Annotated in this window: 28 protein-coding genes; 11 read left to right on the top strand and 17 right to left on the bottom strand. The window is 62.4% G+C overall.

Annotated features, from left to right (window positions below; translation table 11 throughout):
* Positions 1–5: 5 nt before the first annotated feature.
* Complete coding sequence (locus ACWTU9_RS16015) at positions 6–944, bottom strand: GlxA family transcriptional regulator (protein WP_455859146.1); 939 nt, start codon at positions 942–944, stop codon at positions 6–8.
* 229 nt (positions 945–1,173) lie between these two features.
* Here ACWTU9_RS16015 and ACWTU9_RS16010 point away from each other — a divergent pair, with 229 nt between their 5' ends.
* The gene (locus tag ACWTU9_RS16010) at positions 1,174–1,593 is read left to right on the top strand and encodes a hypothetical protein (protein WP_455859150.1); all 420 of its coding nucleotides are present in this window, start codon (positions 1,174–1,176) and stop codon (positions 1,591–1,593) included.
* 170 nt (positions 1,594–1,763) lie between these two features.
* Here ACWTU9_RS16010 and ACWTU9_RS16005 read toward each other — a convergent pair whose 3' ends face one another.
* The gene (locus ACWTU9_RS16005) at positions 1,764–1,949 is read right to left on the bottom strand and encodes a hypothetical protein (RefSeq protein WP_454574354.1); all 186 of its coding nucleotides are present in this window, start codon (positions 1,947–1,949) and stop codon (positions 1,764–1,766) included.
* A gap of 203 nt (positions 1,950–2,152) precedes the next feature.
* On the opposite strand from ACWTU9_RS16005, the gene ACWTU9_RS16000 reads away from it, so the two are divergent.
* On the top strand, positions 2,153–3,052 hold the full coding sequence (locus ACWTU9_RS16000; protein ID WP_455859117.1) for a LysR substrate-binding domain-containing protein: 900 nt from the start codon (positions 2,153–2,155) through the stop codon (positions 3,050–3,052).
* 61 nt (positions 3,053–3,113) lie between these two features.
* On the opposite strand, the gene ACWTU9_RS15995 is transcribed toward ACWTU9_RS16000, so the two are convergent.
* The 12 genes from ACWTU9_RS15995 to ACWTU9_RS15940 form a co-directional block, all read right to left on the bottom strand.
* On the bottom strand, positions 3,114–4,079 hold the full coding sequence (locus tag ACWTU9_RS15995) for an alpha/beta hydrolase (protein ID WP_455859116.1): 966 nt from the start codon (positions 4,077–4,079) through the stop codon (positions 3,114–3,116).
* Positions 4,080–4,329: 250 nt separating this feature from the next.
* Positions 4,330–4,497, bottom strand: coding sequence for a hypothetical protein (locus ACWTU9_RS15990; RefSeq protein WP_454574351.1), 168 nt, complete (start codon positions 4,495–4,497; stop codon positions 4,330–4,332).
* Positions 4,498–4,683: 186 nt separating this feature from the next.
* Positions 4,684–6,813, bottom strand: a complete 2,130-nt coding sequence (locus tag ACWTU9_RS15985) for an ASKHA domain-containing protein (protein WP_455859115.1) — start codon at positions 6,811–6,813, stop codon at positions 4,684–4,686.
* Positions 6,764–7,738 (bottom strand): methyltetrahydrofolate cobalamin methyltransferase, encoded by a 975-nt coding sequence (locus ACWTU9_RS15980; RefSeq protein WP_455859114.1) that lies wholly within the window; start codon positions 7,736–7,738, stop codon positions 6,764–6,766. The genes ACWTU9_RS15985 and ACWTU9_RS15980 overlap by 50 nt, the downstream gene beginning before the upstream one ends.
* 77 nt (positions 7,739–7,815) lie before the next feature.
* On the bottom strand, positions 7,816–8,907 hold the full coding sequence (locus tag ACWTU9_RS15975; protein WP_455859113.1) for a methylenetetrahydrofolate reductase: 1,092 nt from the start codon (positions 8,905–8,907) through the stop codon (positions 7,816–7,818).
* The gene (locus tag ACWTU9_RS15970; RefSeq protein ID WP_454574347.1) at positions 8,904–9,527 is read right to left on the bottom strand and encodes a methylenetetrahydrofolate reductase C-terminal domain-containing protein; all 624 of its coding nucleotides are present in this window, start codon (positions 9,525–9,527) and stop codon (positions 8,904–8,906) included. The genes ACWTU9_RS15975 and ACWTU9_RS15970 overlap by 4 nt, the downstream gene beginning before the upstream one ends.
* Positions 9,520–9,822 carry a virulence factor gene (locus tag ACWTU9_RS15965; RefSeq protein WP_454587842.1) on the bottom strand — a complete coding sequence of 101 codons (303 nt, stop codon included), beginning with the start codon at positions 9,820–9,822 and terminating at the stop codon, positions 9,520–9,522. Before ACWTU9_RS15965 ends, ACWTU9_RS15970 begins: the two co-directional genes overlap by 8 nt.
* 198 nt (positions 9,823–10,020) lie before the next feature.
* Complete coding sequence (locus ACWTU9_RS15960; RefSeq protein WP_455859112.1) at positions 10,021–10,545, bottom strand: GNAT family N-acetyltransferase; 525 nt, start codon at positions 10,543–10,545, stop codon at positions 10,021–10,023.
* Positions 10,533–10,799, bottom strand: coding sequence for a type II toxin-antitoxin system TacA family antitoxin (locus ACWTU9_RS15955; RefSeq protein WP_455859111.1), 267 nt, complete (start codon positions 10,797–10,799; stop codon positions 10,533–10,535). Before ACWTU9_RS15955 ends, ACWTU9_RS15960 begins: the two co-directional genes overlap by 13 nt.
* 55 nt (positions 10,800–10,854) lie before the next feature.
* Complete coding sequence (locus ACWTU9_RS15950) at positions 10,855–11,637, bottom strand: formyl transferase (RefSeq protein WP_455859110.1); 783 nt, start codon at positions 11,635–11,637, stop codon at positions 10,855–10,857.
* A 107-nt stretch (positions 11,638–11,744) separates the two neighbouring features.
* Positions 11,745–12,320, bottom strand: a complete 576-nt coding sequence (locus ACWTU9_RS15945; RefSeq protein ID WP_455859109.1) for a DUF4893 domain-containing protein — start codon at positions 12,318–12,320, stop codon at positions 11,745–11,747.
* A 114-nt stretch (positions 12,321–12,434) separates the two neighbouring features.
* Positions 12,435–13,064, bottom strand: a complete 630-nt coding sequence (locus tag ACWTU9_RS15940; RefSeq protein WP_455859108.1) for a DUF1638 domain-containing protein — start codon at positions 13,062–13,064, stop codon at positions 12,435–12,437.
* A gap of 65 nt (positions 13,065–13,129) precedes the next feature.
* On the opposite strand from ACWTU9_RS15940, the gene ACWTU9_RS15935 reads away from it, so the two are divergent.
* Positions 13,130–13,270, top strand: a complete 141-nt coding sequence (locus ACWTU9_RS15935) for an EncA/B family entericidin (RefSeq protein ID WP_454574340.1) — start codon at positions 13,130–13,132, stop codon at positions 13,268–13,270.
* Positions 13,271–13,359: 89 nt separating this feature from the next.
* On the opposite strand, the gene ACWTU9_RS15930 is transcribed toward ACWTU9_RS15935, so the two are convergent.
* Positions 13,360–14,058: a corrinoid protein gene (locus ACWTU9_RS15930; RefSeq protein ID WP_013531175.1), complete on the bottom strand. Its 699-nt coding sequence runs from the start codon at positions 14,056–14,058 to the stop codon at positions 13,360–13,362.
* 260 nt (positions 14,059–14,318) lie between these two features.
* Here ACWTU9_RS15930 and ACWTU9_RS15925 point away from each other — a divergent pair, with 260 nt between their 5' ends.
* From ACWTU9_RS15925 to ACWTU9_RS15895, 7 genes are all read left to right on the top strand, one after another.
* Positions 14,319–15,893, top strand: coding sequence for a trimethylamine methyltransferase family protein (locus ACWTU9_RS15925; RefSeq protein ID WP_455859107.1), 1,575 nt, complete (start codon positions 14,319–14,321; stop codon positions 15,891–15,893).
* Between the two features lie 89 nt (positions 15,894–15,982).
* A complete protein-coding gene (locus ACWTU9_RS15920; protein ID WP_455859106.1) occupies positions 15,983–16,666 on the top strand; it encodes a hypothetical protein in 684 nt (227 codons plus the stop codon).
* A gap of 113 nt (positions 16,667–16,779) precedes the next feature.
* Positions 16,780–17,511, top strand: coding sequence for a dienelactone hydrolase family protein (locus ACWTU9_RS15915; RefSeq protein WP_455859105.1), 732 nt, complete (start codon positions 16,780–16,782; stop codon positions 17,509–17,511).
* 102 nt (positions 17,512–17,613) lie between these two features.
* A complete protein-coding gene (locus tag ACWTU9_RS15910; RefSeq protein ID WP_455859104.1) occupies positions 17,614–18,795 on the top strand; it encodes an NAD(P)/FAD-dependent oxidoreductase in 1,182 nt (393 codons plus the stop codon).
* A 217-nt stretch (positions 18,796–19,012) separates the two neighbouring features.
* On the top strand, positions 19,013–19,573 hold the full coding sequence (locus ACWTU9_RS15905) for an RNA polymerase sigma factor (RefSeq protein ID WP_455859103.1): 561 nt from the start codon (positions 19,013–19,015) through the stop codon (positions 19,571–19,573).
* 2 nt (positions 19,574–19,575) lie between these two features.
* Entirely contained in the window at positions 19,576–21,693 is a 2,118-nt protein-coding gene (locus tag ACWTU9_RS15900; protein ID WP_455859102.1) for a YfbK domain-containing protein, read from the top strand.
* 366 nt (positions 21,694–22,059) lie between these two features.
* Positions 22,060–22,251, top strand: a complete 192-nt coding sequence (locus tag ACWTU9_RS15895) for a hypothetical protein (RefSeq protein WP_455859101.1) — start codon at positions 22,060–22,062, stop codon at positions 22,249–22,251.
* Between the two features lie 13 nt (positions 22,252–22,264).
* On the opposite strand, the gene bmt is transcribed toward ACWTU9_RS15895, so the two are convergent.
* Positions 22,265–23,287, bottom strand: coding sequence for a betaine--homocysteine S-methyltransferase (gene bmt / locus ACWTU9_RS15890; RefSeq protein WP_455859100.1), 1,023 nt, complete (start codon positions 23,285–23,287; stop codon positions 22,265–22,267).
* 117 nt (positions 23,288–23,404) lie between these two features.
* Positions 23,405–24,262, bottom strand: coding sequence for a helix-turn-helix domain-containing protein (locus ACWTU9_RS15885; protein WP_455859099.1), 858 nt, complete (start codon positions 24,260–24,262; stop codon positions 23,405–23,407).
* A gap of 230 nt (positions 24,263–24,492) precedes the next feature.
* On the opposite strand from ACWTU9_RS15885, the gene ACWTU9_RS15880 reads away from it, so the two are divergent.
* Positions 24,493–25,503 (top strand): fatty acid desaturase, encoded by a 1,011-nt coding sequence (locus ACWTU9_RS15880; protein ID WP_455859098.1) that lies wholly within the window; start codon positions 24,493–24,495, stop codon positions 25,501–25,503.
* Positions 25,504–25,515: the final 12 nt, after the last annotated feature.

Below are 25,515 nucleotides of genomic sequence, written 5' to 3'. Positions count from 1 at the left end.
TCGGATCAGGCGGCCAAAAGCTGCTTGCGGTCGACGCGCTCCTGCTGCGGCGAGCGGGCGTAGAGTTCGCGGTAGCATTTGGAGAAATGCGAGGCCGAGACGAAGCCGCAGGCGACGGCAACCTCGACCACCGGCATTGACGACTGGATCAGCAAATGCCGGGCGCGGTCGAGGCGGATCTCGAGATAGTAGCGGGCAGGGGAGCGCCCCATCTCGGTGCGGAACAGGCGCTCGATCTGACGGCGCGACAGGTCGACATGGTCGGCGATCTCGATCAGCGACAGCGGCTCGGAGAGGTTGCCTTCCATCAGTTCGATGATGGTCAGCACCTTGGAATTCTGGACGCCGAGGCGGGCGCGCAGCGGCAGGCGCTGGCGATCGGTCGGGCTGCGCACTCGGTCGGTCAGCACCTGCTCGCAGACACGGTTGACCAGATTGTCATCGAAATCGTCGCCGATCAGCTTCAGCATCATGTCGAGGGCTGCGGTGCCGCCGGCGCAGGTGTAGATGTTCTGGTCGATTTCGAAGAGGTCGGCAAAAACGTTGGCTTTCGGGAAGGCTTCGGAGAAACCCGGCAGGTTTTCCCAATGGATGGCGCAGCGCTTGTTGGAGAGCAGGCCGGCGGCGGCAAGGATATGCGCGCCGGTGCACAGGCCGCCGACGGCGACGCCTCTGTTGTACTCCTCGCGCAGCCAGGCGAAGGCCGATCTATTCTGGTAGCGCTCGACATTTATGCCGCTGCAGACGATGGCCATGTTCGGCCGATCCGGCCCTGCCATTTTCTTGCGCTCTTCCTCGAGCGAGGTGTCGACGGCGCATTCGACGCCGTTGGAGGCGCGCACCGGCTTGCCGTCGATGCTGGCGAGGCGCCAGCGATAGGCCTCATAGCCGAGCATGCGGTTGGCCGAGCGCAGCGGGTCGAGCGCCGTCGCAAAGGCGATCATGGTGAAGTCGGGGACGAGGAAGAATACAAACGATCGCTTGATCGGATGCTTTACGGCGTTCAAGGGAACCTCACGCAGCCATGGCGCGAACAGGATGTCGCGAACAGCATAGCGACATCAGGAAAAACCATTCCTGTCAATCGGCTAGGCGGCCAAGCGGCAACTAAATTTGCGACACGGGTCGCAAATGGGCAATGGTCCGGGGCGATAGGCACGGGCTGCCGCCGGATTGAGCATCGCTATCCGGCAACATCGGCTTCAGAACGAAAAACGCCGCCTCGGTCAAACCGAAGCGGCGCTGTTATCAGCTGTCGGTATCTCAGGCGACGAAGCCGAGGCGCACCGCATTCATGGCGCCGGTCTGGCCGGGCATGGTGTTGGCAAGGCGCTGGCGCTCGAGAGCGGTCGTCAGGTTCATTTCGCGGCGGGCAAAGAGGCGGGCAAAAAGCTTCATCATCATCTCCTATCGGTTGCTCAGACGGGTCGCCTTCGCTTGATGGAGTGGGGCAGCTCGTTTGCTGGGGCTCATATAGGCTTGCGTGAAGGAAAACTAAATCGCAAATGCGAAGCGCTAGATCAGAAAAGCGACATCGATTGCGACATTTTTGTGCATGATGCTCAGAATTTATGTTTACTTACAACATTTTAACCGCGACGCTCAAGCGCTATGCAACTTGCACATAAGCGGCATGCAATGGCCGCATGGCTCTAAAAAGTCGTTTGAGTGCAAATAATTTTCAGCCAAGGGCTGGTGCTAAAATAGAGAAGGCCTGCCGGGCTGGTGCGCGCGGCAGGCCTTCAGCACATGGTACACAATTGTTACTTTGCTCCAGCCCAGGATCCGACGCCGTGGCGTGCACCGGTCTTGGTGTCGGCAGCTTCAGGCCAGCCGATATCCTTCTGCAGTTCGATCGGCAGCGAGCGGATCGCACGTTCGGTCTGGAAGCGGGCGCGGGCCGCGCTGAACTCGGTCGCAAACCGACCGATGGATGACAGGATAGACATTTCATTCTCCTTTGGTTGTGGCACGTCCCGCATGAACGCGTTTCGTCGCCGGGATATTCCGAACCGATTGCAGTTTCGTGTCAGGATGTTTCGAGGCGATGACACCTCCTGCCTTCGATGGAGTTGACTATCCTCCCAATCTGATGTTCAATCAAACGAAATGGAATGATGCTTCACATCAGAAAAATTGAAGGTCGATCCCGATGAACGCCCCACTTAATCATCCGCTGCCGCTGCTCGATCTCGACGTTTTGCGCACCTTTGTGGCCATTGCCGAGACCGGCAGCTTCACCACCGCGGCCAATGCGGTGTTCCGCACGCCGTCGGCGGTCTCCATGCAGATCAAGAAACTCGAGGACATTCTCGGCCGTTCCGTCTTTGCCCGCGATGCGCGTTCGGTGACGCTGACCACCGATGGCGAGATGCTGCTTGGCTATGCCCGCCGGCTGTTGTCGATCAACCGCGAGGTGGTGTCGAAGTTCATCATCCCCGAGATCGTCGGCGTGGTGCGACTCGGCTCGCCGGACGACTATGGCGAGCGCGTGCTGCCGCATGTCTTGAAGCGCTTCGCGCAGTCGCATCCGTCGATCGCCGTCGACGTAACCATCGACCAGAGCAGCAATCTGCGCCGGCGCATGGACGACCGTGCGCTCGACATCACGCTGTTGACCAACTCCTACAAGACCAGCGCACTCGGCGCCGAGGTGCTGCTCACCGAGCCCATCGTCTGGGCCGGCGCCAAGGGCGGTTGCGCGCATCTGCGTGAGCCATTGCCGGTGTCGCTATGGGAAGAGGGCTGCGCCTGGCGGGCCGGCGCGCTCGAGGCACTGGGACGCGAAGGCCGCAACTACCGCATCGCATATATGAGTGCGCACACCGCCGGCCAGCGCGCCGCCATCATGTCGGATCTCGCGGTTGCGCCGCTGCCGAAGTCGTTCCTCGGCAACGATATGGTCGAGCTCTGCCCGAAGGACGGCATGCCCGACATCGGCACCTACAATCTGGCGATGGTGGTGTCGCCGGACGCCAGCGCGCCGGTCAAGGCGGTCGCCGACCATATCCGCGCGACGTTCGAACTGTTCCGCGAAACCGGGAAGTTCTGATCGTTCTTTGTCGGACGCAACTGCGCAAGGGAAAGCGCTACACGCTTTTCCTGGAGTTGCTCTATTCCGCTGCTTCGGCAGGACGCGCCGCGAAAGCGGTTCGCGCTCTGCGCCGCGCAGGTGCGCGTCGCATGGTGGGCTCACCGGCGAGGAAGGTGACGATGCTGTCCCTGGCGCGGCGCGTCTCCGGCATCTCGATCAGCGGCCAGACGTGGAACATGCCTTCCTCGTAGACCACGTCGATATCGACGCCGGCGGCACGCGCTTTTTCGGCAAAGATCAGATTGTCGGGGCTGAGCAGATCGCGCGAGCCGGCCAGCAACAGCGTCTTCGGCAGCACGGAGAGATCGCCGTAGAGAGGGCTGATGTGCCAGTCGCGGCGATCGATGCCGGCGCTGTACATCCGGATCGCTTCCAGGCCGCCCGGAATGCCCAGCCACGGATCGTTGCGCTCGGCCTCGAAGACCTCGGGATTGGCCAGCGACATGTCGAGCCCGGGCGAGATCAGCACATGGCGCGACGGCAGGGGCAGGCCTTCTTCGGCCGCCATCATCGTCAGCACCACGGCCATGTTGCCGCCGGCGGAATCGCCCATGAAAACGATATCTTCGGCGTCCGTCTCATCCAGCATCTGCCGGTAGACGTCGCCGACCATGCCGAACATGGCGTGGAAATCGTGTTCGGGCGCGATGGGGTAGATCGGCACGGTGATGCCGAAACCCAACCGTTCCGCCATCTCGGCGATCAGCCCCCAATGATAGGAGGTGATCTGGAAGACATAGGCGCCGCCATGCATGTAGAGGATGCGCCTGCGCTCGCCGGACTTCGGCGCGATCTCGTAGACGGGGAAGCCGTCGACGCTGCGCTCGGTGATATGGAGACGCTCATGCAGTAATGCCGGCGGATGATGGTCCTCGGTCTTGCGCGCATACGCGATCCAGCGCTGCAGGTTTTCCGGGCTGGCAAATGCCTTCTTGCGGCTATGCCGAAGGATGAAGGAAACGAGATGGCTTTTGAAACTGGGCATTCGAATACACAGGCTCGGCCGCAGCCGACTAAGAGAATTCTCCACTACCTCGAAGATCGTACCTCCAGCCGAAATGTCAAGAATTTGGCCAGCGCAACACGGTTGTTTGATCAACCGAGTTTGCGGTTTTCCCGCAAACGGTCTCAGCGCCGGGGCAGCAGCGCAGCGCGCAGCTTGATGTCGGTGGTCGCCGGGACCACACGGCGGTCCCGGCGTTTGGCCAGCAACTTGCACTTGTCGGCGAAGGTCATCAGCGTCCCGAGCCCAGGATCAGGCGCGTCAGATTGGCCTGCGCGTCGATGCGCGGCGACACGGGCCAGCCGATGTCCTTCTGCACTTCAGGCGGCAGGCTGTTCATGGCACGCACGGACTGCGCATGCTTGATGGCCGCGCGAAAACGGCCGAGGGTCTCGAACATCGTCATTCTCCTTTGAAGCGTTGTGAGGGCGCAATAGTCCGGCCCGCCTTTCGGTGTCCGTTAAATGCTTCACGTCTGTATCGGATGGATTGCGCGAAAACAGCGCTTCGGTTTCCGGATCGGGGCGATCTGGAAACATTTGCATACAAATGAAATTGAAAGAATTCGCCGGCCTTGGCGGCCGGCCTATTCGCGGCTGCGCCTGGCCGCGTGGCCTTCGCGCGAACGCCGGCGTGGGGCAGCATCGCCGGCGACGCCATCCTCGCTTACCGTCTTGCGCGGCGGCAATTTCACCGCCGCCGACAGTTTCGGGAACGGATCGACCTTGTTCGGCAGCGCCATAGCGTAGACGAAATGCTCCTGGAATTTCGGCTCGAGCGCGGTCTCGATCTTCTCGATATGGCTGACCGTGTCCTCGATCTCGCGGCGATAGCCGCGATTGAGCAGCGCCATGCGGGCGCCGGCGCCAGCGGCGTTGCCGACGGCTGACACTTTGTCGAGGTCGCAATCCGGGATCAGGCCAAGCACCATGGCGTATTTCGGATCGATGAAGGAGCCGAAGGCGCCGGCGAAATGGATACGGTCGACGTGCTCGGTGTTCTGCTTTTCCATCAAAAGCTTGGTGCCGGCATAGAGTGCTGCCTTGGCAAGCTGGATGGCGCGCACGTCGGTCTGGGTGATGGTGATTTTGGGCTCGCCTTCCTTCAGCACATAGGAGAAGGTGCGGCCATTGGCGGTGACGCGTGGCGAGCGGGCGGCAAGGGAGCCATCGACAACGCCGTCCTCGGAGATGATGCCGGCGAGGTACATCTCGGCGACGATCTCGATGATGCCGGAGCCGCAAATGCCGGTGACGCCGGTCGCCTGCACGCTGTCGAGGAAACCTGGTTCGTCGGACCAGAGTTCCGAGCCGATGACGCGGTATTTCGGCTCCAGCGTGTCGGGATCGATACGCACGCGTTCGATGGCGCCGGGTGCGGCGCGCTGGCCGCCGGAGATTTCAGCGCCCTCAAAGGCCGGACCAGTGGGCGAGGACGCCGCGACAACGCGCGTGCGGTTGCCGAGCACGATCTCGGCATTGGTGCCGACGTCGACGATCAGCATCATCTCGTCCTGGCGGTGCGGGCCTTCCGACAAAGTCACGGCCGCGGCGTCAGCGCCGACATGGCCGGCGATGCAAGGCAGCATGTAAAGGCGGGCGCCCTGGTTGAGCTTCAGGCCGATATCGGTAGCCTTTATGCGCACGGCACCCGAAACGGCGAGCGCGAAGGGCGCGCCGCCAAGCTCGGTCGGATCGATGCCAAGGAACAGATGGTGCATGATCGGATTGCCGACAAAGACGCTGTCCAGGATATCGTTGCGCTGGACATTGCCTTCGGCACAGACCTTGTCGACGAGGCCGGAGATCGCCTCGCGCACCGCGACCGTCATGCCTTCGCGGCCGTCCGGGTTCATCATCACATAGGAGACGCGGCTCATCAGATCCTCGCCGAAGCGGATTTGCGGATTGGATGTGCCCGAGGAAGCAGCGACGCGGCCCGACAGCAGCGACACAAGATGCATGGCAATGGTGGTCGAGCCGATGTCGCAGGCCAGCCCATAGGCTTCGTTCTTGAGGCCGGGCCACAGCGCGATGACGCGGGCGATGTCGCTCTCGGCATCCTTGTGGATGGCGGCGGTCGCGGTCCAGTTGCCCTTCCGCAGTATGCTTTGCACCTGCGGCATCAGGTAGAAATCGAATTCGAGGTTTTTGAAGCCCCAATCCCTCATCAAGGCGATCTTCAGGCGGTCGAGATCGCCGAGCGGCTTGTGCATGTCGGGTTCTTCGATCTCGACATAGCACATGCGGATCGCCGCATCGCGGGCGATGACCCTGGTGTCGGCATCCTTGCGGATGGTCTGCGCATTGATGACGGTGTCCTGCGGCACGTCGATGACGAGGTCGCCGAGGATCTGCGCCGAGCAGGACAGGCGCCGCCGCTCAGGCAGGCCGCGCACGCGCTCATAGCGTTCTTCCTTGGCGCCCTTGGGCGAGATGTGGTCGTTGGACGAGACGATCTTGTGCTTGGCGAAATTGCCTTCCTGCACCTCGATCTGGCAGCGCCCGCAGGTGGCGCGGCCACCGCAGACGCTTTCGACATAGACGCCGAGCTGGCGCGCGGCATCGAGCACCGGCGTGCCGACCGGAAACCGCCCGCGCTTGCCCGACGGCATGAACAGCACGAGCGGATCGGTGATGTTGGCAGGCGAGTTCACGATTGCGCGCTTATCCCCTGGCCATGCGGGCTTCACGGCCGCCGCGCCGGCGGCCACCATTGCCGCCAGCTTCGCCCGGAGCGTTGACCGCCACGGGCGCGGCAACCGCCTGGCCACCTTCGGCCGGCTTGTAGTCCTTGTAGGTCCTGATCCAGTTGGTGCAGTTCTCGTCGGTGCCGTTGAGCACATTGGCGCCGCGCACGGCTTCCATTTCCTGCGGCCGCACCGGGTTCATGATCGCCGAGGTCATGCCGGCGCCGATCACCATCGGGATGAAGGCGGCGTTGATGCCGTGGCGGTGTGGCAGGCCGAACGAGATGTTGGAGAGGCCGCAGGTGGTGTTGACCTTGAGCTCTTCGCGCAGGCGACGCAGCAGCGCAAACACCTGGCGGCCGGCATCGCCCAGCGCGCCGATCGGCATCACCAGCGGGTCGACGACGACGTCATGCGCCGGAATGCCGAAATCGGCGCAGCGCTCGACGATCTTCTTGGCGACGGCAAAGCGCACATCCGGATCCATCGAAATACCCGTCTCGTCATTGGAGATTGCGACGACCGGCACATTGTATTTCTTGACCAGCGGCAGGATGGCTTCGAGCTTTTCTTCCTCGCCGGTGACGGAGTTGACCAGCGGGCGGCCCTTGGCGACCTTGAGGGCTGCCTCGATGGCGGCGGTGACGGAGGAGTCGATCGACAGCGGCAGGTCGACCAGCCCCTGGACGATCTCAAGCGTTTGCACGAGGAGGCCTGGTTCAGTTTCGTTCGGATTGACCGAGGTGACGCCGGCATTGACGTCGAGCATGGTGGCGCCGCAGGCGGCCTGTTCCAGCGCGTCCTTGATGACGGTCTCGAAATTGCCGGCGATCATCTCAGCGGCCAGCTTCTTGCGGCCGGTGGGGTTGATGCGCTCACCAATCACGCAAAAGGGCTGGTCGAAGCCGATGATGATCTCGCGAGTCGCCGAGGCGACGATGGTCCGGGTCATGAAGTCTCTCCGCCTGATATAAAGTGCTTCTTTATATCGTGTCTGGTTTCGTTCCAGGGTCTGGTGCTCGGCCGGGCTTAGTGCGCGGTCTTTACCATGTCCACCTGTGTTTCGGTAATCTCGTCATGCAATATGCGGTCGAGCCGGTCGGCGACCATCTGGTCGTCGTGGCGGATCTCACGTTTCCACGGCTGGCGGCCTTTCAGCACGCCCGATTCATCGACGATCTCGGCGACATATTCCTCCTGGCGGTAGGCCATCACATGGATGCCGGAGACGCCTGGGATTTCCTTCACCTCATTGATGATGTCGGTGCAGAGCTGTTTGCCTTCCTTCTTCTGGTCCTGCGCGCCTTCCAGCCGCTTGATGATGGCGTCCGGGATATGGATGCCCGGCACGTTGGAGCGGATCCATTTGGCCGTCTTGGCCGAGGCCAGCGGGCCGACGCCGCACAGGATGAAGACCTTTTCGGTGTGGCCGAGATCGCGCGCCTTCTGCATGAAGGTTTTGAACATCGGCACGTCGAAGCAGTACTGCGTCTGCACGAACTGCGCCCCGGCGGCGATCTTCTTGCCGAGGTGAATCGGACGGAAGTCGAAGGGCGGCGCGAAGGGATTGACGGCGGCGCCGAGGAAAATCTGCGGCGGTGTCGTCAGCTTGCGGCCAGACAGGAACTTGCCGTTGTCGCGCATGATGCGGCAGGTCTCTAACAGCGACATGGAATCGAGATCGAACACCGGCTTGGCGCCGGGCTGGTCGCCGGCCTGCACGCCGTCACCGGTGAGGCACAGCATGTTGGCCACGCCCATCGCAGCCCCACCCAGCACGTCGCCCTGGATGGCGATGCGGTTCCTGTCGCGGCAGGCGATCTGCATGATCGGGGCATAGCCCATGCGGGTCAGAAGCGCGCAGATGCCGACCGACGACATGTGGCAGTTGGCGCCCGACGCATCGACCGCGTTGATGGCATCGACCCAGCCGTCGAAGATCTTGGCCCGGTTATAGACGTCTTCCGGATCGGCGCTGTCGGGCGGGTTGAGCTCGGTGGTGACAGCGAATTCGCCGCGCCGCAGCACGCGCTCCAGCCGGCCGCGTGAGGAGTGGCCGGGCAGGGGATCGAGCGGCAGATGGATGCCGGCCGGGTTCTCGTCGCGCTGGCGGGCGATCATGCGGCAGCTCCGGTCTTGGCATTGGCCGCGGCCTCGCGGGCTGCTGCCGACTGCGCCGTCACCCGCAGCCAGGCCGATGTTTCGCGCAGCGACTGGTCGACCGGCTTCTGCACGGTCAGGATCTTGTCGCCATGCTCCATGTTCTGAGAGCCTTCCCAGGCCTTGACCCAGACGCAAGGCATATCGGGCTCGACCTCGCAATTGCCGTTGGCGCGTACGCCGCCGCAAGGGCCGTTGCGCAGCTGCTTAGGGCAATTCATCGGGCACGACATGCCGGTCGACGACAGGATGCACTGGCCGCACATGCGGCAGTCGAACATGAAGCCTTTGACGCGCTTTTCAACGAACTTGATCGGCGCCTCGACGCGGCCGTAGCCAAGGCCTTTCCACAAAGGATGGAGAAGCAGAAACATGTCGGCGAACCGAGAGTAGAACCATTCGAGCAGGCGCGAATGGCGGATCGACCACAGCCGCACCGCAAAAGAGCGCTGCACGCGCCGCTGCGGCGACACGTCGGCCGGCTTGTAGTCGGATTTCGGCGCTGCCTTCTTGACCAGAGTGGCCTGGGTAACCGTCTGGATTTCCCTTTGGCCGTCTTTGCCAGGAACAGTTTCAGACATTTTCTTTCCCACCCGCCTTGACCAGAGCGACCAGCCGCTCGCGGTCGTATTTCGCATCGAGCTGCTGAAAGGCCTTCTCGACTTCGGCTTCGAGATCGTCACCAACCGGAACCGGTTCGGCCTTGCGCCATTCGGCGAGGTAGTCGTCGGTGCCGCCGGCGCCGGTTCGCATGGCGCACATGTCGATCGCCTCGGTGAAGCGCAGCGGCAGTTCGCGCTTGGCGTTCTGCCGACCCTTCTTGACGATGACCTGGGCAGGGATGTCGCGCCAGTAGACGACAATCAGATCGGCCATGAAACTCTCACTCCCGTAGAACGCCGTGCGTCCAGTTGGACGCACAAAGGACGCTCTACCGCTTTATTCAGCAGTGTCGAGCATTGCCGCATGCGCCATGAGGCTGCTTGTTATGGGACGACGCGCGCGCATTCAAAAACGACGCTGGGAGTGAGCGCGCGAAGAAGGCCGTGCCGGCAGCTGACCGAGGTGGTCCGTTCAGGCTTGCCGCGCGTCTCCGAAACCACTTGCTTTGAGGTCGGCGATGCGCACGATCATGCTTCGCTTGGGATCGAAGGGAGTGTCGACGAAATCGAAGCCGCGATAGAACGCTCGCACGCTCTCATCAAGCGGGTGTGTCAGGACACCGAAGCAGCCGATATCCGCCGACAATCGAACCGCCGTCCTGAGTGCGAAGAGGAGAAGCGAGCGCCCACAGCCGCGAGCTTGATACCTTCGATCCACGGCGAGCTGGCCGAGTAGAATCGTCGGGATGGCGTCCGGGCGGTTGCGCTGCGCGGATTTTGGCAGATAGGCACGTTCGATCTGGCCGGCGCTCAAGGAAACATAGGCGGCAACCATGCCGCTGGCCGAATCGAAAATGACGCTGGTTCGCGAAATTCCGTCCTGCTGATTGCGCCAGGCATGACGGCGAAACCAGCTGTTGAGTGACTCGCGGCCGCAGTCGAAGCCGTCCCTGTCATCATCGGCCGCAAGCGGCCGGGGCGGCGTCAGTCCTGCCATACTGGCTTTGACGCTGCCAGTTGTCGCAATCCAGGCAAGCTCCTGGGAGGAGACTTCGCCCATTCCTCGAACTTTTCCCAATCGGCTGCCGGTATGGTCACGATACGACTGTCCAGCACCTCCATTTCGGCGGCTTCAACAGCCTTGCGGCGAATGAAGTCGCTGAGATTGGTGTTTGCCTGACTGGCGGCGGCTTCAAGGATATCGCGCTCGTCTGGGGTAACCCGGACGCTAAGAGGGGCCATGTTGGTCATCTGCTGTCTCGCTTTCTGTAGGACAATAGCATACAGAATGCGTGGGGGACAATGCCTACCACACGCGCCTGGTGAGGCCGGTCCAGAGATAGAACCAGATCGTCGGGTGGTACCATTGTCTCGACGGCAGGTCCGGCTTGATCGTCGTCAGCTTGCCGGCCAGTGCATCGCGGACGGCCTCGACGCAGATGTCGCGCGAGAACGCCGCCTGACGCAGCGCATAGCTCGAAATTGTGTCGCCGGGCTCCGGCCTGCCGCGCACCTGTTTCAGTACGCCGCCGGTGTCGACGCCGGCATCCACCAGATGCACGGTGGTGCCGAAATTTTCGGGATCACCGGAAGCCAGCGCCCAGTAGCCGCCATTCATGCCGCGATATTTCGGCGCGATGCCGGCGTGGTAGTTGAGCACCGGGCAAGGCATTTGCGCCAGCGTCTGCCTCGACAGCAGCCGGCAGCCGGCGAGCAGCACCACACCCGGGCGGATGTCGGCGATCGCCTGCAGGCAATCGGCTGCGTTGGCCGAGGAGACGTGGATGATCTTTTGTCCCGGCTTTGGCTCGGTCCGCAATTTCTGTTCAGCAATCAGCCGCTCGGCGTGGCCGGCGAAAAAGCGCTTGCCGAGCCTGGTCAGCACCATCGTGCCGAGCTGGCCGATGGCTAGAAGCCAGCCCTGGCGGCGGGCGCGGCCGAGCAGCAATTGCTTTTTGGATTCAGGGCTTTCGAGGACGACGCTGACAGGGCCGAGCTGGTCGGCGACGGCGTTGACAATGGCCCAGATGTGCGGCCCGCCTTCGGTGACAACGACGATTGCAGCACTTTCTTTGTCAGCTGAAGCCATGGTGCGCCTTCCTGCCGGCGCGCATCCATTTGCACAGCGCTGCCCGGCGCAATTCTGTGCCGGGCGGGGTTAAATCTTGATGACCGCGGGTGTGAGAGACCAACAGCTCAGCGCTTCAATTCAATGATGTCGAGATGCGATTCGTAGTAGGGCGCCGGGAATTCGATGCGCCATTCAGTGGCGCTGTTGCGGAAGGCGTAGCCGACCTGGTCGCTTTCAGGGCCGCTGCCATAGGGTTTTGGCTTGTTGTCATTGACATAACCGGAGCCGAGATAGATTGCGCGTTTCTCGCTATCATCGAAGAAGCGGCCAGTTGTGCGCTGAGAGCCGCTGATCTTTTCCAGCCGCCAGCCGGAGCCGTCGTCAGTGACCTTGCATTTGAACCAGCCATAGATGACCAGCGGGCTGATGCCGCCGACCTTGATGGTGCGGCATTGCCAGTTGCCGGTCAGGTCCTTGTCGGAAAAGGCCACCAGTGGCTTTGCCAGCAATGCGTCGAGTTGACTGACCTCTGCGGGTTCTCCGGCTTTTGCCTCGGCCAGGGCCCCCTTGCGGGTCTCGCCATATTTGTCGAGGCGCACCTTGTCGGCCGGCGTGATGATCTTCTGCACCTCGCCGTCGGCGTGAGCGGGCAGGACGAGGCAGAGGAGGCCAAGGGCGGCGAGCAGGAGGCGTGGGGTCATCGGGACGTTTCCGTGTTCGGATGGCTGAATAAGGCTGTTGCTTGTGCCGCACAACTTACCCATTCAGGGCGGCCTGTCATCTGCTCTCGACGGCGTCGCGGCTCAAGAATTTCTTCAGGCGTGGGCGGCGGCCTGCGCCAGCCCGACCGTCAGGTCGCCATAGCCGGTGGCGCGGCGCTCATAGACGAGACCGAGCAGCTTGGCGGCCTTCTCGGCGACCTTGTCGAGTTCGGGATCGTCGGTCTGGGCGATGTAGATCAGTTTCTCGTAGTTGCCGAAATAGTCCTTGATCAGCTCCGGATGCTTGTCGAGGCCAAGCGGCTTCATGAAGAAGGCATCGAACTGGCGGCACAGGAAATCGGTCATATAGAACGACATCATGTCGTCGTCGGCGACCTTCGCATAGGCATCCATGCCCTGGTAAAAGGCAAAGCAGTGGGGGCCGGCCATGCGCTCGACACCGTGCTTCTCCAGCACCCGGTCGAGCAGGCCGCCAGTGCCGCAATCGGCATAGCCGACGAAGATGTTCCGGTAGCCGTCCGCCTTGGCCTTCTCGATCGCCTTGTCCATCGCCGGCGCGATTCGGTCGGGATAGAAATGGAACTCCGCCGGCAGGCAGGTCAGGTCGAGATGGTCGAGCTTGAGCTGCTCCTTGACGGCCAAAACTTCGCGCGCGATCATTCCACAGGCGATGACCAGCAGCCTGTCGTCTTGATTCGGTTTCGTTTTTTGTTTCCTGGCCATGGAACCCGGTCGAAACGGCCTTCGTTGCTGTGGGGCGAATCTATCGAGAGAGGGATAAACCGTCCATGAAACTGTTACGCGTTGCGCCGATCGCAATCCTTGCTTGCGTACTGGCTCTTACGGCCTGTGCTAACACCGTCCGCGGCGTCGGCCGGGATATCAAATCGACCGCGAAAGCCATCGACGACACCGTTACCAAACCCTGACGGCCCTATCCGTTCCAATAGCTGGGAACAAAAAAGCCGCGCTGCAAGGCGCGGCTTTCGATTGTTGGCCAGACGCCTTGCTGAAAAGATCAGGCTGAAGCGCGCACGTTATGCTTGCGCTTCATGAAGTCCTTGGCGGTCTCGACCGCCACCGCCGCGTCGCGGCAATAGGCGTCTGCGCCGACGGCCTTGCCGAATTCCTCGTTGAGCGGCGCACCGCCGACCAGCACGACATAGTCGTCGCGGATGCCCTTTTCCTTCATCGTGTCGATGACGACCTTCATATAGGGCATGGTCGTGGTCAGAAGCGCCGACATGCCGATGATGTCGGGCTGGTGCTGTTCGATGGCGTCGAGATATTTCTCCACCGCATTGTTGATGCCGAGGTCGATGACATCGAAGCCGGCGCCTTCCATCATCATGCCGACGAGGTTCTTGCCGATGTCGTGGATGTCGCCCTTGACGGTGCCGATGACCATCTTGCCCTGCTTCGGCGCGCCGGTGGCGGCGAGCAGCGGACGCAGGATGAACATGCCGGCCTTCATCGCGTTGGCCGACAGCAGCACTTCGGGAACGAACAGGATGCCATCGCGAAAGTCCTCGCCGACGATGCGCATGCCTTCGACCAGCGCTTCGGTCAACACCTTGTAGGGCGCCCAGCCGCGCTCGAGCAGGATGTTGGTGCCTTCCTCGATCTCTTCCTTCAGCCCGTCATAGAGATCGTCGTGCATCTGCTGCACCAACTCGTCGTCGGAAAGCTCGGAGAGGATGATCTCGTCGTCGGACATTTTTCTCAGGCTCCTTGCCGCGCGGGATGAGGTCACGGCGGCTCAAATTTATCGCGTCATTACCTAACCCGGCGGGGACGTGTATCCATAGCTGATTTGCGACTTCCCGCAAAAGGAAAGCGACCGCAAATCTATTGGAATTCTTGTCGATTTTGCGACAGGCGTTGGCGCTGGCGGGCCGTTTCGAATAGGGTGCATGGCTACGATCCGGGCGAGAAGCCGCGATATGCGGCCGCAAACGGTTTTTAGGGAAAACGATCATGAGTGAGAACGCGTCAGTCGACCAGGAAGCGTCCAATGCGCGACGCGGGCGTGCGGCCAGCGGCGGCGCAGCCGCCAGGCGCGCGGCGCGCTCGGGTGGCGGACCGGGCACGCAGCTCACCTACATCAAGCGCAAGATCAACATCTATGAGGTCCTCAACGAGGAAGGCCTGGCGATCATCGAAAACAACACCGACACGGTGCTGGAAGAGATTGGCATCATCTTTCGCGACGATGCCGAGGCGCTGCAGCTGTGGAAAGAGGCCGGCGCCGACGTCAAGGGCGAGCGCGTGCATTTTCCCAAGGGTCTGTGCCGCTCGCTGCTCAAGACCGCGCCGCCCATCTACATCCAGCATGCGCGCAATCCAGAGCGTTCGGTGCAGATCGGCGGCAACGCCACCGTCTTTGCGCCGGTCTACGGCCCGCCCTTCGTGCGCGATCTCAACGGTGTCAGACGCTACGCAACGATCGAGGACTTCCAGAATTTCGTGAAGCTCGCCTATATGGCGCCGTCGATCCACCATTCGGGTGGCACGGTGTGCGAGCCGGTCGACGTGCCGGTCAACAAGCGCCATCTCGACATGGTCTATTCGCACATAAAATATTCCGACAAGCCGTTCATGGGCTCGGTCACCGCGCCCGAGCGGGCCGAAGACACCGTCGCCATGGCCAAGATCGTGTTCGGCGACGATTTCGTCGAAAACAACACGGTGCTGACCAGCCTGATCAACGCCAACTCGCCGATGGTGTTCGACGAAACCATGCTGGGCGCGCTGAAAGTCTATTCGCGCCACAACCAGGCCTGCATCGTCACGCCGTTCATCCTTGCCGGCGCGATGAGCCCGGTGACCGTCGCCGGCACGCTGACCCAGGTTCTGGCCGAGGTGCTGGCCGGCGCCTCGTTCACGCAGCTGATCCGCCCGGGCGCGCCGGTGCTGTTCGGCACGTTCGCCTCGTCGATCTCGATGCAATCGGGCGCGCCGACCTTTGGCACGCCGGAGCCATCGCTGGTCTCCTATGGCGCCGCACAGCTGGCGCGCCGGCTCGGGCTGCCGTTCCGCACCGGCGGCTCGCTCTGCGCGTCGAAGGTTCCGGACGCGCAAGCCGCCTATGAAAGCGCCAACACGCTGAACTCGACCATTCTGGCAGGCACCAATTTCGTGCTGCATTCGGCCGGCTGGCTCGAAGGCGGGCTCGCCTCCTGCTACGAAAAATTCATGATGGACATCGACCAGCTCGGCATGCAGCAGAAATTTGCCGAAGGCGTCGACCTGTCGGAAAACGGCCAGGCGATGGACGCCATCCGCCAGGTCGGTCCGGGCAGCCACTATCTCGGCTGCGACCACACGCAGGCGAATTTCCAGACCGCCTTCTACCGCTCCAGCATTGCCGACAACAATTCCTACGAGCAGTGGCTTGCCGAGGGCGAAAAGACCGCACCGCAGCGCGCCAATGAGCTCGCCCGCCGCTGGCTGGAAAGCTATGAGGCGCCTTATCTCGATCCGTCGATCGATGAGGCGCTGAAGGATTTCATCGCCAAGAAGAAGGGGTCGATGGCCGACGCCTTCACGTGAAAGGAGCCCGAGTCAGGCGGGGCTAAAGTCGCCAACATCATCCACAAGGAAGTCTGGCGGAGCGCTTTCTCCGACCCGGACAAGAAGGGATGATCGCGCGCGGCACCGCTGACGACATAGCGGCTGCGCTTTCCGCCAACGGCCTCATCCTTCGCGGCTGTGTCACGTTCGCCGAAGGCGAGGAGGCACCCTCTGGCCTGTCATGCGCTTCCGCCAAATCAGCCCTTTTGGTCGGGCAGGCGGGCGCGGCACCCTGGCAGCATTTCCTGCGCTGGCGCGAGCGGCAACCGCAAACCATCGCTAATCCGCTCGACACCTGGTCGCGTGAAGTGATCGGAGCGGTTGCGCAGGATTTTGGAGCGCGCGCGGTGTCGCCCTCGGACAAACCCTATCTGCCGTTCCAGCAATGGGCGATGCGGGCGGAGGGGCTTAAACCGTCGCCGCTCGGCATTCTCATGCATCCGACATACGGGCTTTGGCACGCCTATCGCGGCGCGCTGCTGTTCGAGGAGGAGATCGCGGTCGAGGCGTCTCAGGCATCGGTTCACCTTTGTGATGCATGTGTCGAAAAACCCTGCATGAAATCCTGTCCGGTCGACGCCTATTCGCAGGATGGCTTTGCCTATCAGTCGTGCCTCGCGCATGTGCTTGGAGCGGATGGTTCGCCTTGCCTGACCGGCGGCTGCCTCGACCGCAACGCCTGTCCCTACGGCATAGCCTATCGCTATCCCGCTGACGTACAGGCCTTTCACATGGCGGCGTTCGCGCGCTGAGTTTCCGTTCCAGCGGCAGGCAATACGGATTTGTGAACGCGGCGGGCCTTCGATTGACTTGCCCAGCCGCCCGGCACGGATATGTATCGCCCGACAATGAGACGGAGCGGGCCATGGCCAAGCGAGATATCGAGATCGAGACTAGGGATGGCGTGGCCAAAGCGGGGCTGTTTCGTCCAGCCGGGCCGGCGAAGGCCGGCGTGCTCCTCTATATGGACGCCTTCGGGCCGCGCCCCGTGCTCGATGAGATGGCGGAACGGCTGGCAGGGCACGGTTATGCCGTGCTGGTGCCGGACCTTTTCTATCGCAATGCGCCCTATGGGCCGTTCGATGCCAAGTCGGCTTTTGCCGTCGAGGAAACGAAGGTGGCGCTGATGGCGCTGGTCAACGGCACGACGCAGGAGATGACCATTCGCGACAGCGGCGCCTTCCTTGACGCGCTGGCTTCGGAAGGCATCACCGGGCCGGTTGGCACTGTCGGCTATTGCATGGGTGGCGGACGGGCGCTGAATGCGGCGGCCACCTATCCCGATCGCATCGCTGCCGCCGCGAGTTTTCACGGCGGCAATCTGGCGAGCGACGCGCCGGAGAGCCCGCATCGCAAGGCGGCTTCGATCAAGGCGCGGGTCTATGTCGGCACCGCCGGCGTCGACCGCAGCTTTCCGCCGGAACAGTCGGCGCGGCTGGCCGAAGCGCTGAGGGTGGCCGAGGTCGACCATGTCATCGAGAATTATGTCGGCTCCGGCCATGGCTGGTGTGTGCCCGATCACAATTCCTACGACGAGGGCGGCGCGGAACGCCACTGGAAGCGGCTGCTGGGGTTCTTTGCCGAAACGCTGATCTGAAGAAGCGCTGGTCACGACGTTGCCTGCGCACGCACCGAAGCGGTAGAGACGGCACACAGCGCCGTTTGCAAAGGCGGCAGTCGAGCGGGAACAGTCTTGCTGATGAAATCCTACGATGTGGTCGTGATCGGCGCAGGTGCGGCCGGAATGATGTGCGCCATCGAGGCGGGCAAGCGTGGCCGCTCGGTTCTGGTGCTCGATCACGCGTCGAAGCCCGGCGAGAAGATCCGCATCTCCGGCGGTGGCCGCTGCAATTTCACCAACATCCACACCAGCCCGAAGAATTTTCTCTCGGGCAATCCGCATTTCTGTATCTCGGCGCTCAGCCGCTACACGCAGCGCGACTTCATCGGGCTCGTCGAACGCCACGGCATCGCCTATCACGAGAAGACGCTGGGCCAGCTGTTTTGCGATGGCTCGGCGCGCCAGATCATCGACATGCTGGTCTCTGAAATGCAGGACCTGGGTGTGGAACTGGCATTGTCGACGCAAGTCCGGGCTGTCGACAAGCCAGCGGAAGGTGTTTTTGCCCTGGCGCTATCCAGCCGAATGGTCGCCTGCCGGTCGCTGGTCGTGGCATGCGGCGGCAAGTCGATCCCCAAAATGGGTGCGTCGGGCTTCGGCTACGAACTGGCGGCGCAGTTCGGCCTGCCTGTGGCCGAAACCCGCCCGGCTTTGGTGCCGCTGACCTTCGACGCAAGAACGCTGGAGCGGCTTGCACCCCTGGCCGGCAATGCCGTCGATGCTGACGTCGCCTGCGGCAAGACGCGGTTTTCGGAAGCGATGCTGTTCACGCATCGTGGTCTGAGCGGACCGTCCATCCTGCAGATATCGTCCTATTGGCGCGAGGGCGACGAGATCCGCGTCGCCATGCTGCCTGGAACGGAGGTGGCCGCGCTGCTGCGCGCCGCCAGGCGCGTCAACGGCAGGCAGGCGGTGCAGACGGTGCTGGCAAACCATTTGCCGAAGCGTCTTGCGCAAGCGGTGGCCGAGCGCAGCGGGATCGACGGCAATCTTGCTGACTTGACCGACCTGCAGATGAAAAGCATCGAGGCCGCGGTCAATGACTGGCGCATCAAGCCTGCCGGTTCCGAAGGCTATCGTACCGCCGAAGTGACGCTGGGCGGTGTCGATACGAGCGCGCTGGACCAGAAGACGATGCAGGCGAAATCGGTGCCGGGGCTGTTTTTCATCGGCGAAGTCGTCGATGTCACGGGGTGGCTGGGCGGCTATAATTTCCAGTGGGCCTGGTCGTCCGGCTGGGTCGCAGGCCAGGTGTGCTGATATTCAGGTGAGGCCGGCCTGCGAATGACGGCTTTCTGCGCTTCCGGTGCTCGCGTACCTAAGTACGCTCCGCTCCGGTTCTCGAAATGCCATCATTCTCGACTCGGCCTGACCTGAATCTCAGCGCACCTGTCGCGCCTTTGAATTCGTTGCTCCCGAAAAAAATCTTTCCATAAGCCCAAGGATTGGCCATTAGCCTTCGTCCTACAGGCAAATGATGGCGATGATGCTGGACGAAAGTGAAGCCTCCGACGCCGAATTGATCGGGCGGGCGAAGGGCGGAGACAGGGGTGCCTTCGGCAAATTGCTGGAGCGGCACTACGACTTCGTCTATCGCGCCGCCTATCGCTGGTGCGGCAGGAAGGCCGATGCAGAAGACATCGCCCAGGAAGTGTGCGTGCGTCTCGGCAAGGCGATCCGCGACTATCGCGGCGGCGGCGCGTTCACGACATGGCTGTACTCCGTGACGATGAACGCGGCGCGCGACATGATGCGCAAGACCACGCGCGAAAACGTCAAGACCGAAGCCTATGGCACCTACAGCATGATATCGGGAGAGGCATCCGCCGAACCCGAGGATCCCACCGAGGCGCTCTGGGCAGCGGTGCGCCAATTGCCTGACAAACAGCGCGATGCAGTGCTTCTGGTCTATGGCGAAGGTTTGAGCCATGCGGCCGCCGCCGAGGCGATGGCAATCTCGGAGACGACGGTTTCCTGGCACATCCATGAAGCGAAGAAACGGCTGAAGACGTTGATGCGTTCAGCCGGGGAAGTGTGACCATGGTCGACGACAACGAACTCAACAGGCTGCGCGACGCAGCAATACCGGCGCCGGGCGAGAGCGCGAAGGCGCGCGCCTTCGAAGCCGCCATGCGCGCCTATGATCAGGAAAATATTTCTGCCGTCACCCAAGGATCGGCTGGCGGGCTTCGTCTCACGGAACGAGCACACAAGCTCTGGAGTGAGATCATGCAAAAGAAACTCATCGCCACGCCGGCCATTGCCGGGCTCGTCGCCCTGCCGATCGCCGGATACGCCACCTTCCATATGCTGAGGGAACAGCCGTCGCCGTTCGGCAACGACGAGAAGATCACCGAGACGCTGGCCGACAAGCCTGCGCTCAATGCGCCTGGAAAAGACAAGCAGGCGCCGGTTGCCGAGGGTGACAACCAGAAAAAGGCCGATGCGGACGCCGAAGCGCGAAGCCGCGACGCCATTCCGGCCCTTCAGACGCCGCCGGCGGCGCCGAAGTCCGAATCCACCGTTGCTGTCGCCCCGGCGCAGCAGGATGCGCTGGGGCGCGGCCTGCCGTCCGAGCCCGCGCCGGTCGAGAGCCGCGAGTTTTCGCTTGACGGCACTGCTGCCCCGGCCGGCACCGTGCGGGTCGACCGCATGGCCGGCGCCACCGATTCCAAGTACCTGGCGCAGCCTTCGACATTGCCGGCCGACCAGATTGCGCCGCAGGAGCCAAACCGCGACCGCATCGAGGACTTCAAGACCAATCCGCTGCATGCGGCACTTCAGGATCCGGTCTCAACCTTCTCGATCGATGTCGACACCGCGTCCTATTCCTTCGTGCGCAGCTCGCTGAAACAGGGCTACCTGCCGCAGGCCGATACGGTGCGCGTCGAGGAGATGGTCAACTACTTCCCCTATGACTGGAAAGGACCGGACTCCCCGTCGACGCCGTTCAACTCGACGGTCAGCGTCATGCCGACGCCGTGGAACGGGCACACCAAGCTGATGCACGTCGCCATCAAGGGGTTCGACATCAAGCCGGTCGAGCAGCCCAAGGCCAATCTGGTCTTCCTGATTGACGTCTCGGGTTCGATGGACGAGCCGGACAAGCTGCCGCTGCTCAAGTCGGCTTTCCGGCTGCTGGTCAGCAAGCTCAAGGCGGACGACACGATCTCGATCGTCACCTATGCCGGTAATGCCGGCACGGTGCTGATGCCGACGAAGGTCACCGAGAAGGACAAGATCCTCAACGCCATCGACAATCTCCAGCCGGGCGGCTCGACGGCAGGCGAGGCGGGCATCAAGGAAGCCTACAAGCTTGCCCAGCAGTCCTTCGTCAGGGACGGCATCAACCGTGTGATGCTGGCCACAGACGGCGACTTCAATGTCGGCCAGACCGATGACGAGGATCTGAAGCGGTTGATCGAGCAGGAGCGCAAGACTGGCGTCTTCCTGTCGGTGTTCGGCTTCGGCCGCGGCAATCTGAACGACCAGATGATGCAGACCATCGCCCAGAACGGCAACGGCACCGCCGCCTATATCGACACGCTGGCCGAGGCCGAAAAGGTTCTGGTCGAGGATGCTTCCTCGACGCTGTTCACCATCGCCAAGGACGTCAAGATCCAGGTCGAGTTCAATCCGGACAAGGTCTCGGAGTACCGGCTGATCGGCTACGAAACCCGCGCCTTGAACCGCGAGGATTTCAACAATGACCGCGTCGATGCCGGCGATATCGGTTCGGGCCACTCGGTCACTGCCATCTACGAGATCACGCCGAAGGGCAGTGGCGGTGAGCAGATGGATCCGCTGCGCTACGGCCAGGCGACCGTCAACAATGGCGGTGTGGCCAATGCCGACGAATATGCCTTCGTGAAGATCCGCTACAAGCTGCCGAACGAAGACGTCTCGAAGCTGATCACCACGCCGGTGACATCGGCCAACGAGGTCGAGTCGTTCGACCAGGCCAGCACCGACCAGCGCTTCTCCGTCGCTGTCGCAGCCTTCGGCCAGAAGCTGCGCGACGAGGATGCGACCGCGAAGTTCGGCTACGACAGGATCATGGAGATTGCCACCGCCGCCCGAGGAGCCGACCCGTTTGGGTACAGGTCCGAGTTCCTTTCGCTTGTGCGCCTTGCCTCGGCGCTGGGCGGTAACCGGTAGTGGCAATACAGCCGGTTCCTTTCAGACGGGGGTCGTTCTGATACGGGGGAGCCGGCCACGGGCGAGTGAGGCAGGCCGGCGGGGGAAACCCTGCCGGCCGTTTTTAGGATTTGCCGATATTCAGCTGATGCCGGCCTGACCTGAATCTCGACAGATCCTGCGCGCCTCGAACAAAGGGGGTGATGCCGGATCGTTAAATTGTGCGGCAATTCCGGAACGGGATCGCAATTTCCTCTTGTTACGAAGAGCTAATACAGGGCTTTGGGGGCCGAATTGCAGATCAGAGACATTGCGACTTCGATGCCGGCAGCAAGGGACGTTCAGTCGACCGCTTCGCAGGCGCCTTCGGCGGAATCTCGGCGCATCATGAATGATGTGGCCGCGGCCAGGACCACGGCGATGTCGGCGCTGAACAACGACCGCTTCCGCGTCATGCTGGAGCAGATCGGCAATCCGCAGTCATCGGGTGATCTGGTGACGACGATGGGTGGAAATGCCGACAGCACCGTCGTGGATTTCAACACGGCGCTATCGCGCTACGCTGAAAACAGCGAATAACTCCTGACCGATATCACGCCCGGCTGCGACGACGCTCGCGACGGGCCTCGCTGGTCTCGGCGGTGTTTTCCGTCGCCACCTTGTTGCGCATCGGGCCGATGCGCTCGACGATCGCCGCAACAGTCGGACGATCCGCCCTGGTGTGTGCGTCGAGCGCCTTGCGCATGGCGGCAAGGTGCTGGAACGAGGTGCCGCAGCAGCCGCCGACGATCTTGGCGCCGGCATCGACCGCCAGCCTGACATAGTCGGCCATCAGCTCCGGCGTGCCGGAATAGTGGATCTCGGTGCCGCGGAATTCCGGAATGCCGCAATTGCCCTTGACGATCACGGTCGCCTCCGGCTTCGCCTCGGTCATGTCGAGCAGCGAGGCCAGGATGTCGGAAGCGCCGACACCGCAATTGGCGCCGACGCCGAGCGGTGTCTCGGAAAGTCCGTCGACGACGCCGTGGATATCCCTCGGAAGCAGCCCCATCATGGTGCGGCCGGCGGTGTCGAAGGAGCCGGTATAGGTGTAGGGCAAGCCGACGCGGATGGCGGCTTCGGCCGCGGCGCGGATTTCGTCCGGGGCCGACATGGTTTCGATCCAGGCGACTTCGGCGCCGCCTTCCTTCAGACCCTCGATCTGTTCGGCGAAGGCCTCGACCGCTTCTTCATAGGTCATGGCGCCGAGCGGCACCAGCAACTCGCCGGTCGGGCCGACCGAGCCGGCGACGATGACTTTCCTGCCGGCCTTGTCGGCGACTGCGCGGGCGATCTCTGAGGCGCGCTTGTTCAGCGCATGCACGCGGTCCTGTGCATGATGCAGCTTCAGCCGGTGGCGGGTGCCGCCAAAGGAGTTGGTCAGGATGATGTCGGCGCCGGCATCGACGAAATTCTGGTGCAGGCTGGTGATGGTGTCAGGCGCCGTCTCGTTGAGCAACTCGGGCGCTTCACCGGCCTCCAGGCCCATCGCGAACAGATTGGTGCCGGTGGCGCCGTCAGCGAGCAGCACACCCTTTTCGGCCAGCAGTGCATCGATGGGATTGGTCGCGGTCATCGGATCGGCTTTCAGATTTTCGAATGGAATAAGGATATAAAGAAGTCTTTATGTCCAGTCAATGTATTTGCGACCCCATGATTGCCGCGCGGCGCACCTTTCAAGGGGCATTGGCGGTCAGGCAGAACCTGATGGAAATGAGGCGCCGGCCAGATTGCGCGCGTAGCTTGCCGCCTCATGCGGGTTGACGTCGGCGGCACGGATCAGATTGTCGAAATGCCGGGTCAGCGCCTGGACCGGCTGGGTGGCGTTCAGCACCACATACATGTCGCCGACATAGATGGCGGCGCGATAGGGACCGAAGATGGTCAGCGGGACCGAATAGCGCATACGGCCATCATAGAGAAACAGCCTGAAGGTCGGGTAGAGATCGTCAAGCAGCGTCGCCATATGGGCGAGCTGCTGCCGCCGGTCTGCTTCTGGAAAACGGTCCCAGACGCCCAGGCCGCGAGCAAAAATCTCCAGGGTGTGGCGCGGCATGCAGACCTCCATATCGGTCTCCGGGCGGCGGTTGTACTCAATCCGGTACTGGGTCTCGCTGGCCTGCGCCAGACGGCTGCGGTTGGTGATGTTGGCTTCGTAGTCGACCAGTTGGCGTGTGCGCAGAAGATCGGGAATTCCGGCCGGGACATAGCGGATCTTGGTGCCTGCGGCTTCCGCGAACCATTTGGCGAGCAGCGTGCGGTCGAAACCGTCGGGCGCCTCCTCGATCTCAAGGCTTTCGCGGATTTCGCCAGTGACGCCTTCGTCCTGGGAGAGGCCAAGCAGCCAATCCAGAGACACTTTGAATTCGGCGGCGATGTTGAGCAGCGTTTCGGCGCGCGGCAGCCGCGTCGAGGCGCCCGACATCAGTTGCGACAGCGCCGATCGATCGATGCCGACTGCTGACGCGAAGGCCGACTGGTTGAGGTCGGACCGTGTCAGGAGCAGCTTGAGACGCTCCCGAAAGATGGCTGACAGATCCCGTTTGTCCACTGTTCGTCCTCCGCGCTCTTAGAGGAAAAATTTGCGCCAGAGCCGTCGAATCAGCGCTCTAGGCGTAAATGAATCCCTAAGGTTGTTTACAATGTCTAACATGTGCGGTCAAAAATGCGCAATCGCAACATTTTGTACACTTTGTCTCGTTGAGTGGAATCACGTCTCCTGACACAATGCTGTCAGGAATCAATTGGGGTTCCGGCGACTGAGGGACAGTGGTCGATAGCATGGCAGGCAAGAGCATCAAGCGACGCAACGCAGCGACCATCGAATGGCCGACCGTGGTCCTCGCCATCTTCTGTTACGGAACGTGGCTTGCCACCGGGCTCCTGCTCTGGCCCTCTTACCCGATCCTGGCTCTCGCTCTCCTCGGCTTCATCCTGGCTTTGCAGTCGTCGATCATGCACGAAGTGCTGCATGGCCATCCGACGCGCAGCGCGCTGATAAACGAAGCCTTCGTCTTCCTGCCGATCGGCCTGGTCTGGCCGTTCCGCCGTTTCAAGACGCTTCACCTGCGCCACCACGCCGACGAGCGCCTGACAGATCCGCTCGACGATCCCGAGAGCTATTACCAGGCGCTGTGGATGCATGACGATCTGCCGCCGGCGATGAAATTCCTGCTCAAGATCAACAACACCATGACCGGCCGCTTCTTCCTCGGCCCCTGGCTGTCCTGCATCGGTTTCTTCATCGACGATGCCAAGCATGTCATTGCCGGCGACAAGGTGATCGGCAAGGCGTGGCTGCTGCATGCGATCGGCCTCGCCATCGTGCTGCCGGTCGTACAGTTCGGCTTCGGCATCCCCGTATGGCTCTACATTCTGGGGCCGGTCTGGCTCGGTCAGTCGCTGATCGCCGTCCGCACCTTCGCCGAACATCAGTGGTCCGAGCACCCTGAAGGCCGCACGGTGATCATCGAGCGCTCGCCGCTGTCGTTCCTGTTCCTCAACAACAATCTGCACTTCGTCCACCACAAGACCCCGACGGTGGCCTGGTACAAGCTGCCGAAGCTGTTTGCCGACCGCCGCGACGAGTGGCTGAAGATGAACAACGGCTATGCCTACCCGAACTATTTCGCGCTGATCAAAGCCCACGCCTTCAAGGCCAAGGAGCCGATCGTGCACCCGGTGCTGCGGCGCCAGGCCGAGCCGGGCAGGGCGTTCAAGCCGCGCATCAGGGCGCGTAGCGTCAGCGGGCTCGGAAGCGCGCCGGTTCCCGCCGAGCCGCCCAAGGAATAATTCCGAGGCATC

It is taken from the genome of Mesorhizobium sp. 128a, assembly GCF_053848025.1.
The sequence above is the reverse complement of the archived record's forward strand: the minus strand, read 5'-3'. Positions and strand labels throughout refer to the sequence as shown.

Bases quoted from the DNA above. Each gene is read 5' to 3' on its own strand.
- ACWTU9_RS15880 (WP_455859098.1), top strand. From the start codon at position 24,493: ATGGCAGGCAAGAGCATCAAGCGACGCAACGCAGCGACCATCGAATGG.
- ACWTU9_RS15905 (WP_455859103.1), top strand. From the start codon at position 19,013: ATGGCGATGATGCTGGACGAAAGTGAAGCCTCCGACGCCGAATTGATC.
- ACWTU9_RS15895 (WP_455859101.1), top strand. From the start codon at position 22,060: ATGAATGATGTGGCCGCGGCCAGGACCACGGCGATGTCGGCGCTGAAC.
- ACWTU9_RS16005 (WP_454574354.1), bottom strand. From the start codon at position 1,949: ATGTCTATCCTGTCATCCATCGGTCGGTTTGCGACCGAGTTCAGCGCG.
- ACWTU9_RS15935 (WP_454574340.1), top strand. From the start codon at position 13,130: ATGAAACTGTTACGCGTTGCGCCGATCGCAATCCTTGCTTGCGTACTG.
- ACWTU9_RS15955 (WP_455859111.1), bottom strand. From the start codon at position 10,799: ATGACCAACATGGCCCCTCTTAGCGTCCGGGTTACCCCAGACGAGCGC.
- ACWTU9_RS16000 (WP_455859117.1), top strand. From the start codon at position 2,153: ATGAACGCCCCACTTAATCATCCGCTGCCGCTGCTCGATCTCGACGTT.
- ACWTU9_RS15960 (WP_455859112.1), bottom strand. From the start codon at position 10,545: ATGGCAGGACTGACGCCGCCCCGGCCGCTTGCGGCCGATGATGACAGG.
- ACWTU9_RS15930 (WP_013531175.1), bottom strand. From the start codon at position 14,058: ATGTCCGACGACGAGATCATCCTCTCCGAGCTTTCCGACGACGAGTTG.
- ACWTU9_RS15985 (WP_455859115.1), bottom strand. From the start codon at position 6,813: ATGGTGGCCGCCGGCGCGGCGGCCGTGAAGCCCGCATGGCCAGGGGAT.
- ACWTU9_RS15950 (WP_455859110.1), bottom strand. From the start codon at position 11,637: ATGGCTTCAGCTGACAAAGAAAGTGCTGCAATCGTCGTTGTCACCGAA.
- ACWTU9_RS16015 (WP_455859146.1), bottom strand. From the start codon at position 944: ATGATCGCCTTTGCGACGGCGCTCGACCCGCTGCGCTCGGCCAACCGC.
- ACWTU9_RS15900 (WP_455859102.1), top strand. From the start codon at position 19,576: ATGGTCGACGACAACGAACTCAACAGGCTGCGCGACGCAGCAATACCG.
- ACWTU9_RS15965 (WP_454587842.1), bottom strand. From the start codon at position 9,822: ATGGCCGATCTGATTGTCGTCTACTGGCGCGACATCCCTGCCCAGGTC.
- ACWTU9_RS15925 (WP_455859107.1), top strand. From the start codon at position 14,319: ATGAGTGAGAACGCGTCAGTCGACCAGGAAGCGTCCAATGCGCGACGC.
- ACWTU9_RS15915 (WP_455859105.1), top strand. From the start codon at position 16,780: ATGGCCAAGCGAGATATCGAGATCGAGACTAGGGATGGCGTGGCCAAA.
- ACWTU9_RS15940 (WP_455859108.1), bottom strand. From the start codon at position 13,064: ATGGCCAGGAAACAAAAAACGAAACCGAATCAAGACGACAGGCTGCTG.
- ACWTU9_RS15970 (WP_454574347.1), bottom strand. From the start codon at position 9,527: ATGTCTGAAACTGTTCCTGGCAAAGACGGCCAAAGGGAAATCCAGACG.
- ACWTU9_RS15990 (WP_454574351.1), bottom strand. From the start codon at position 4,497: ATGTTCGAGACCCTCGGCCGTTTTCGCGCGGCCATCAAGCATGCGCAG.
- ACWTU9_RS15980 (WP_455859114.1), bottom strand. From the start codon at position 7,738: ATGACCCGGACCATCGTCGCCTCGGCGACTCGCGAGATCATCATCGGC.
- ACWTU9_RS15995 (WP_455859116.1), bottom strand. From the start codon at position 4,079: ATGCCCAGTTTCAAAAGCCATCTCGTTTCCTTCATCCTTCGGCATAGC.
- bmt (WP_455859100.1), bottom strand. From the start codon at position 23,287: ATGACCGCGACCAATCCCATCGATGCACTGCTGGCCGAAAAGGGTGTG.
- ACWTU9_RS15975 (WP_455859113.1), bottom strand. From the start codon at position 8,907: ATGATCGCCCGCCAGCGCGACGAGAACCCGGCCGGCATCCATCTGCCG.
- ACWTU9_RS15910 (WP_455859104.1), top strand. From the start codon at position 17,614: ATGAAATCCTACGATGTGGTCGTGATCGGCGCAGGTGCGGCCGGAATG.
- ACWTU9_RS15945 (WP_455859109.1), bottom strand. From the start codon at position 12,320: ATGACCCCACGCCTCCTGCTCGCCGCCCTTGGCCTCCTCTGCCTCGTC.
- ACWTU9_RS15920 (WP_455859106.1), top strand. From the start codon at position 15,983: ATGATCGCGCGCGGCACCGCTGACGACATAGCGGCTGCGCTTTCCGCC.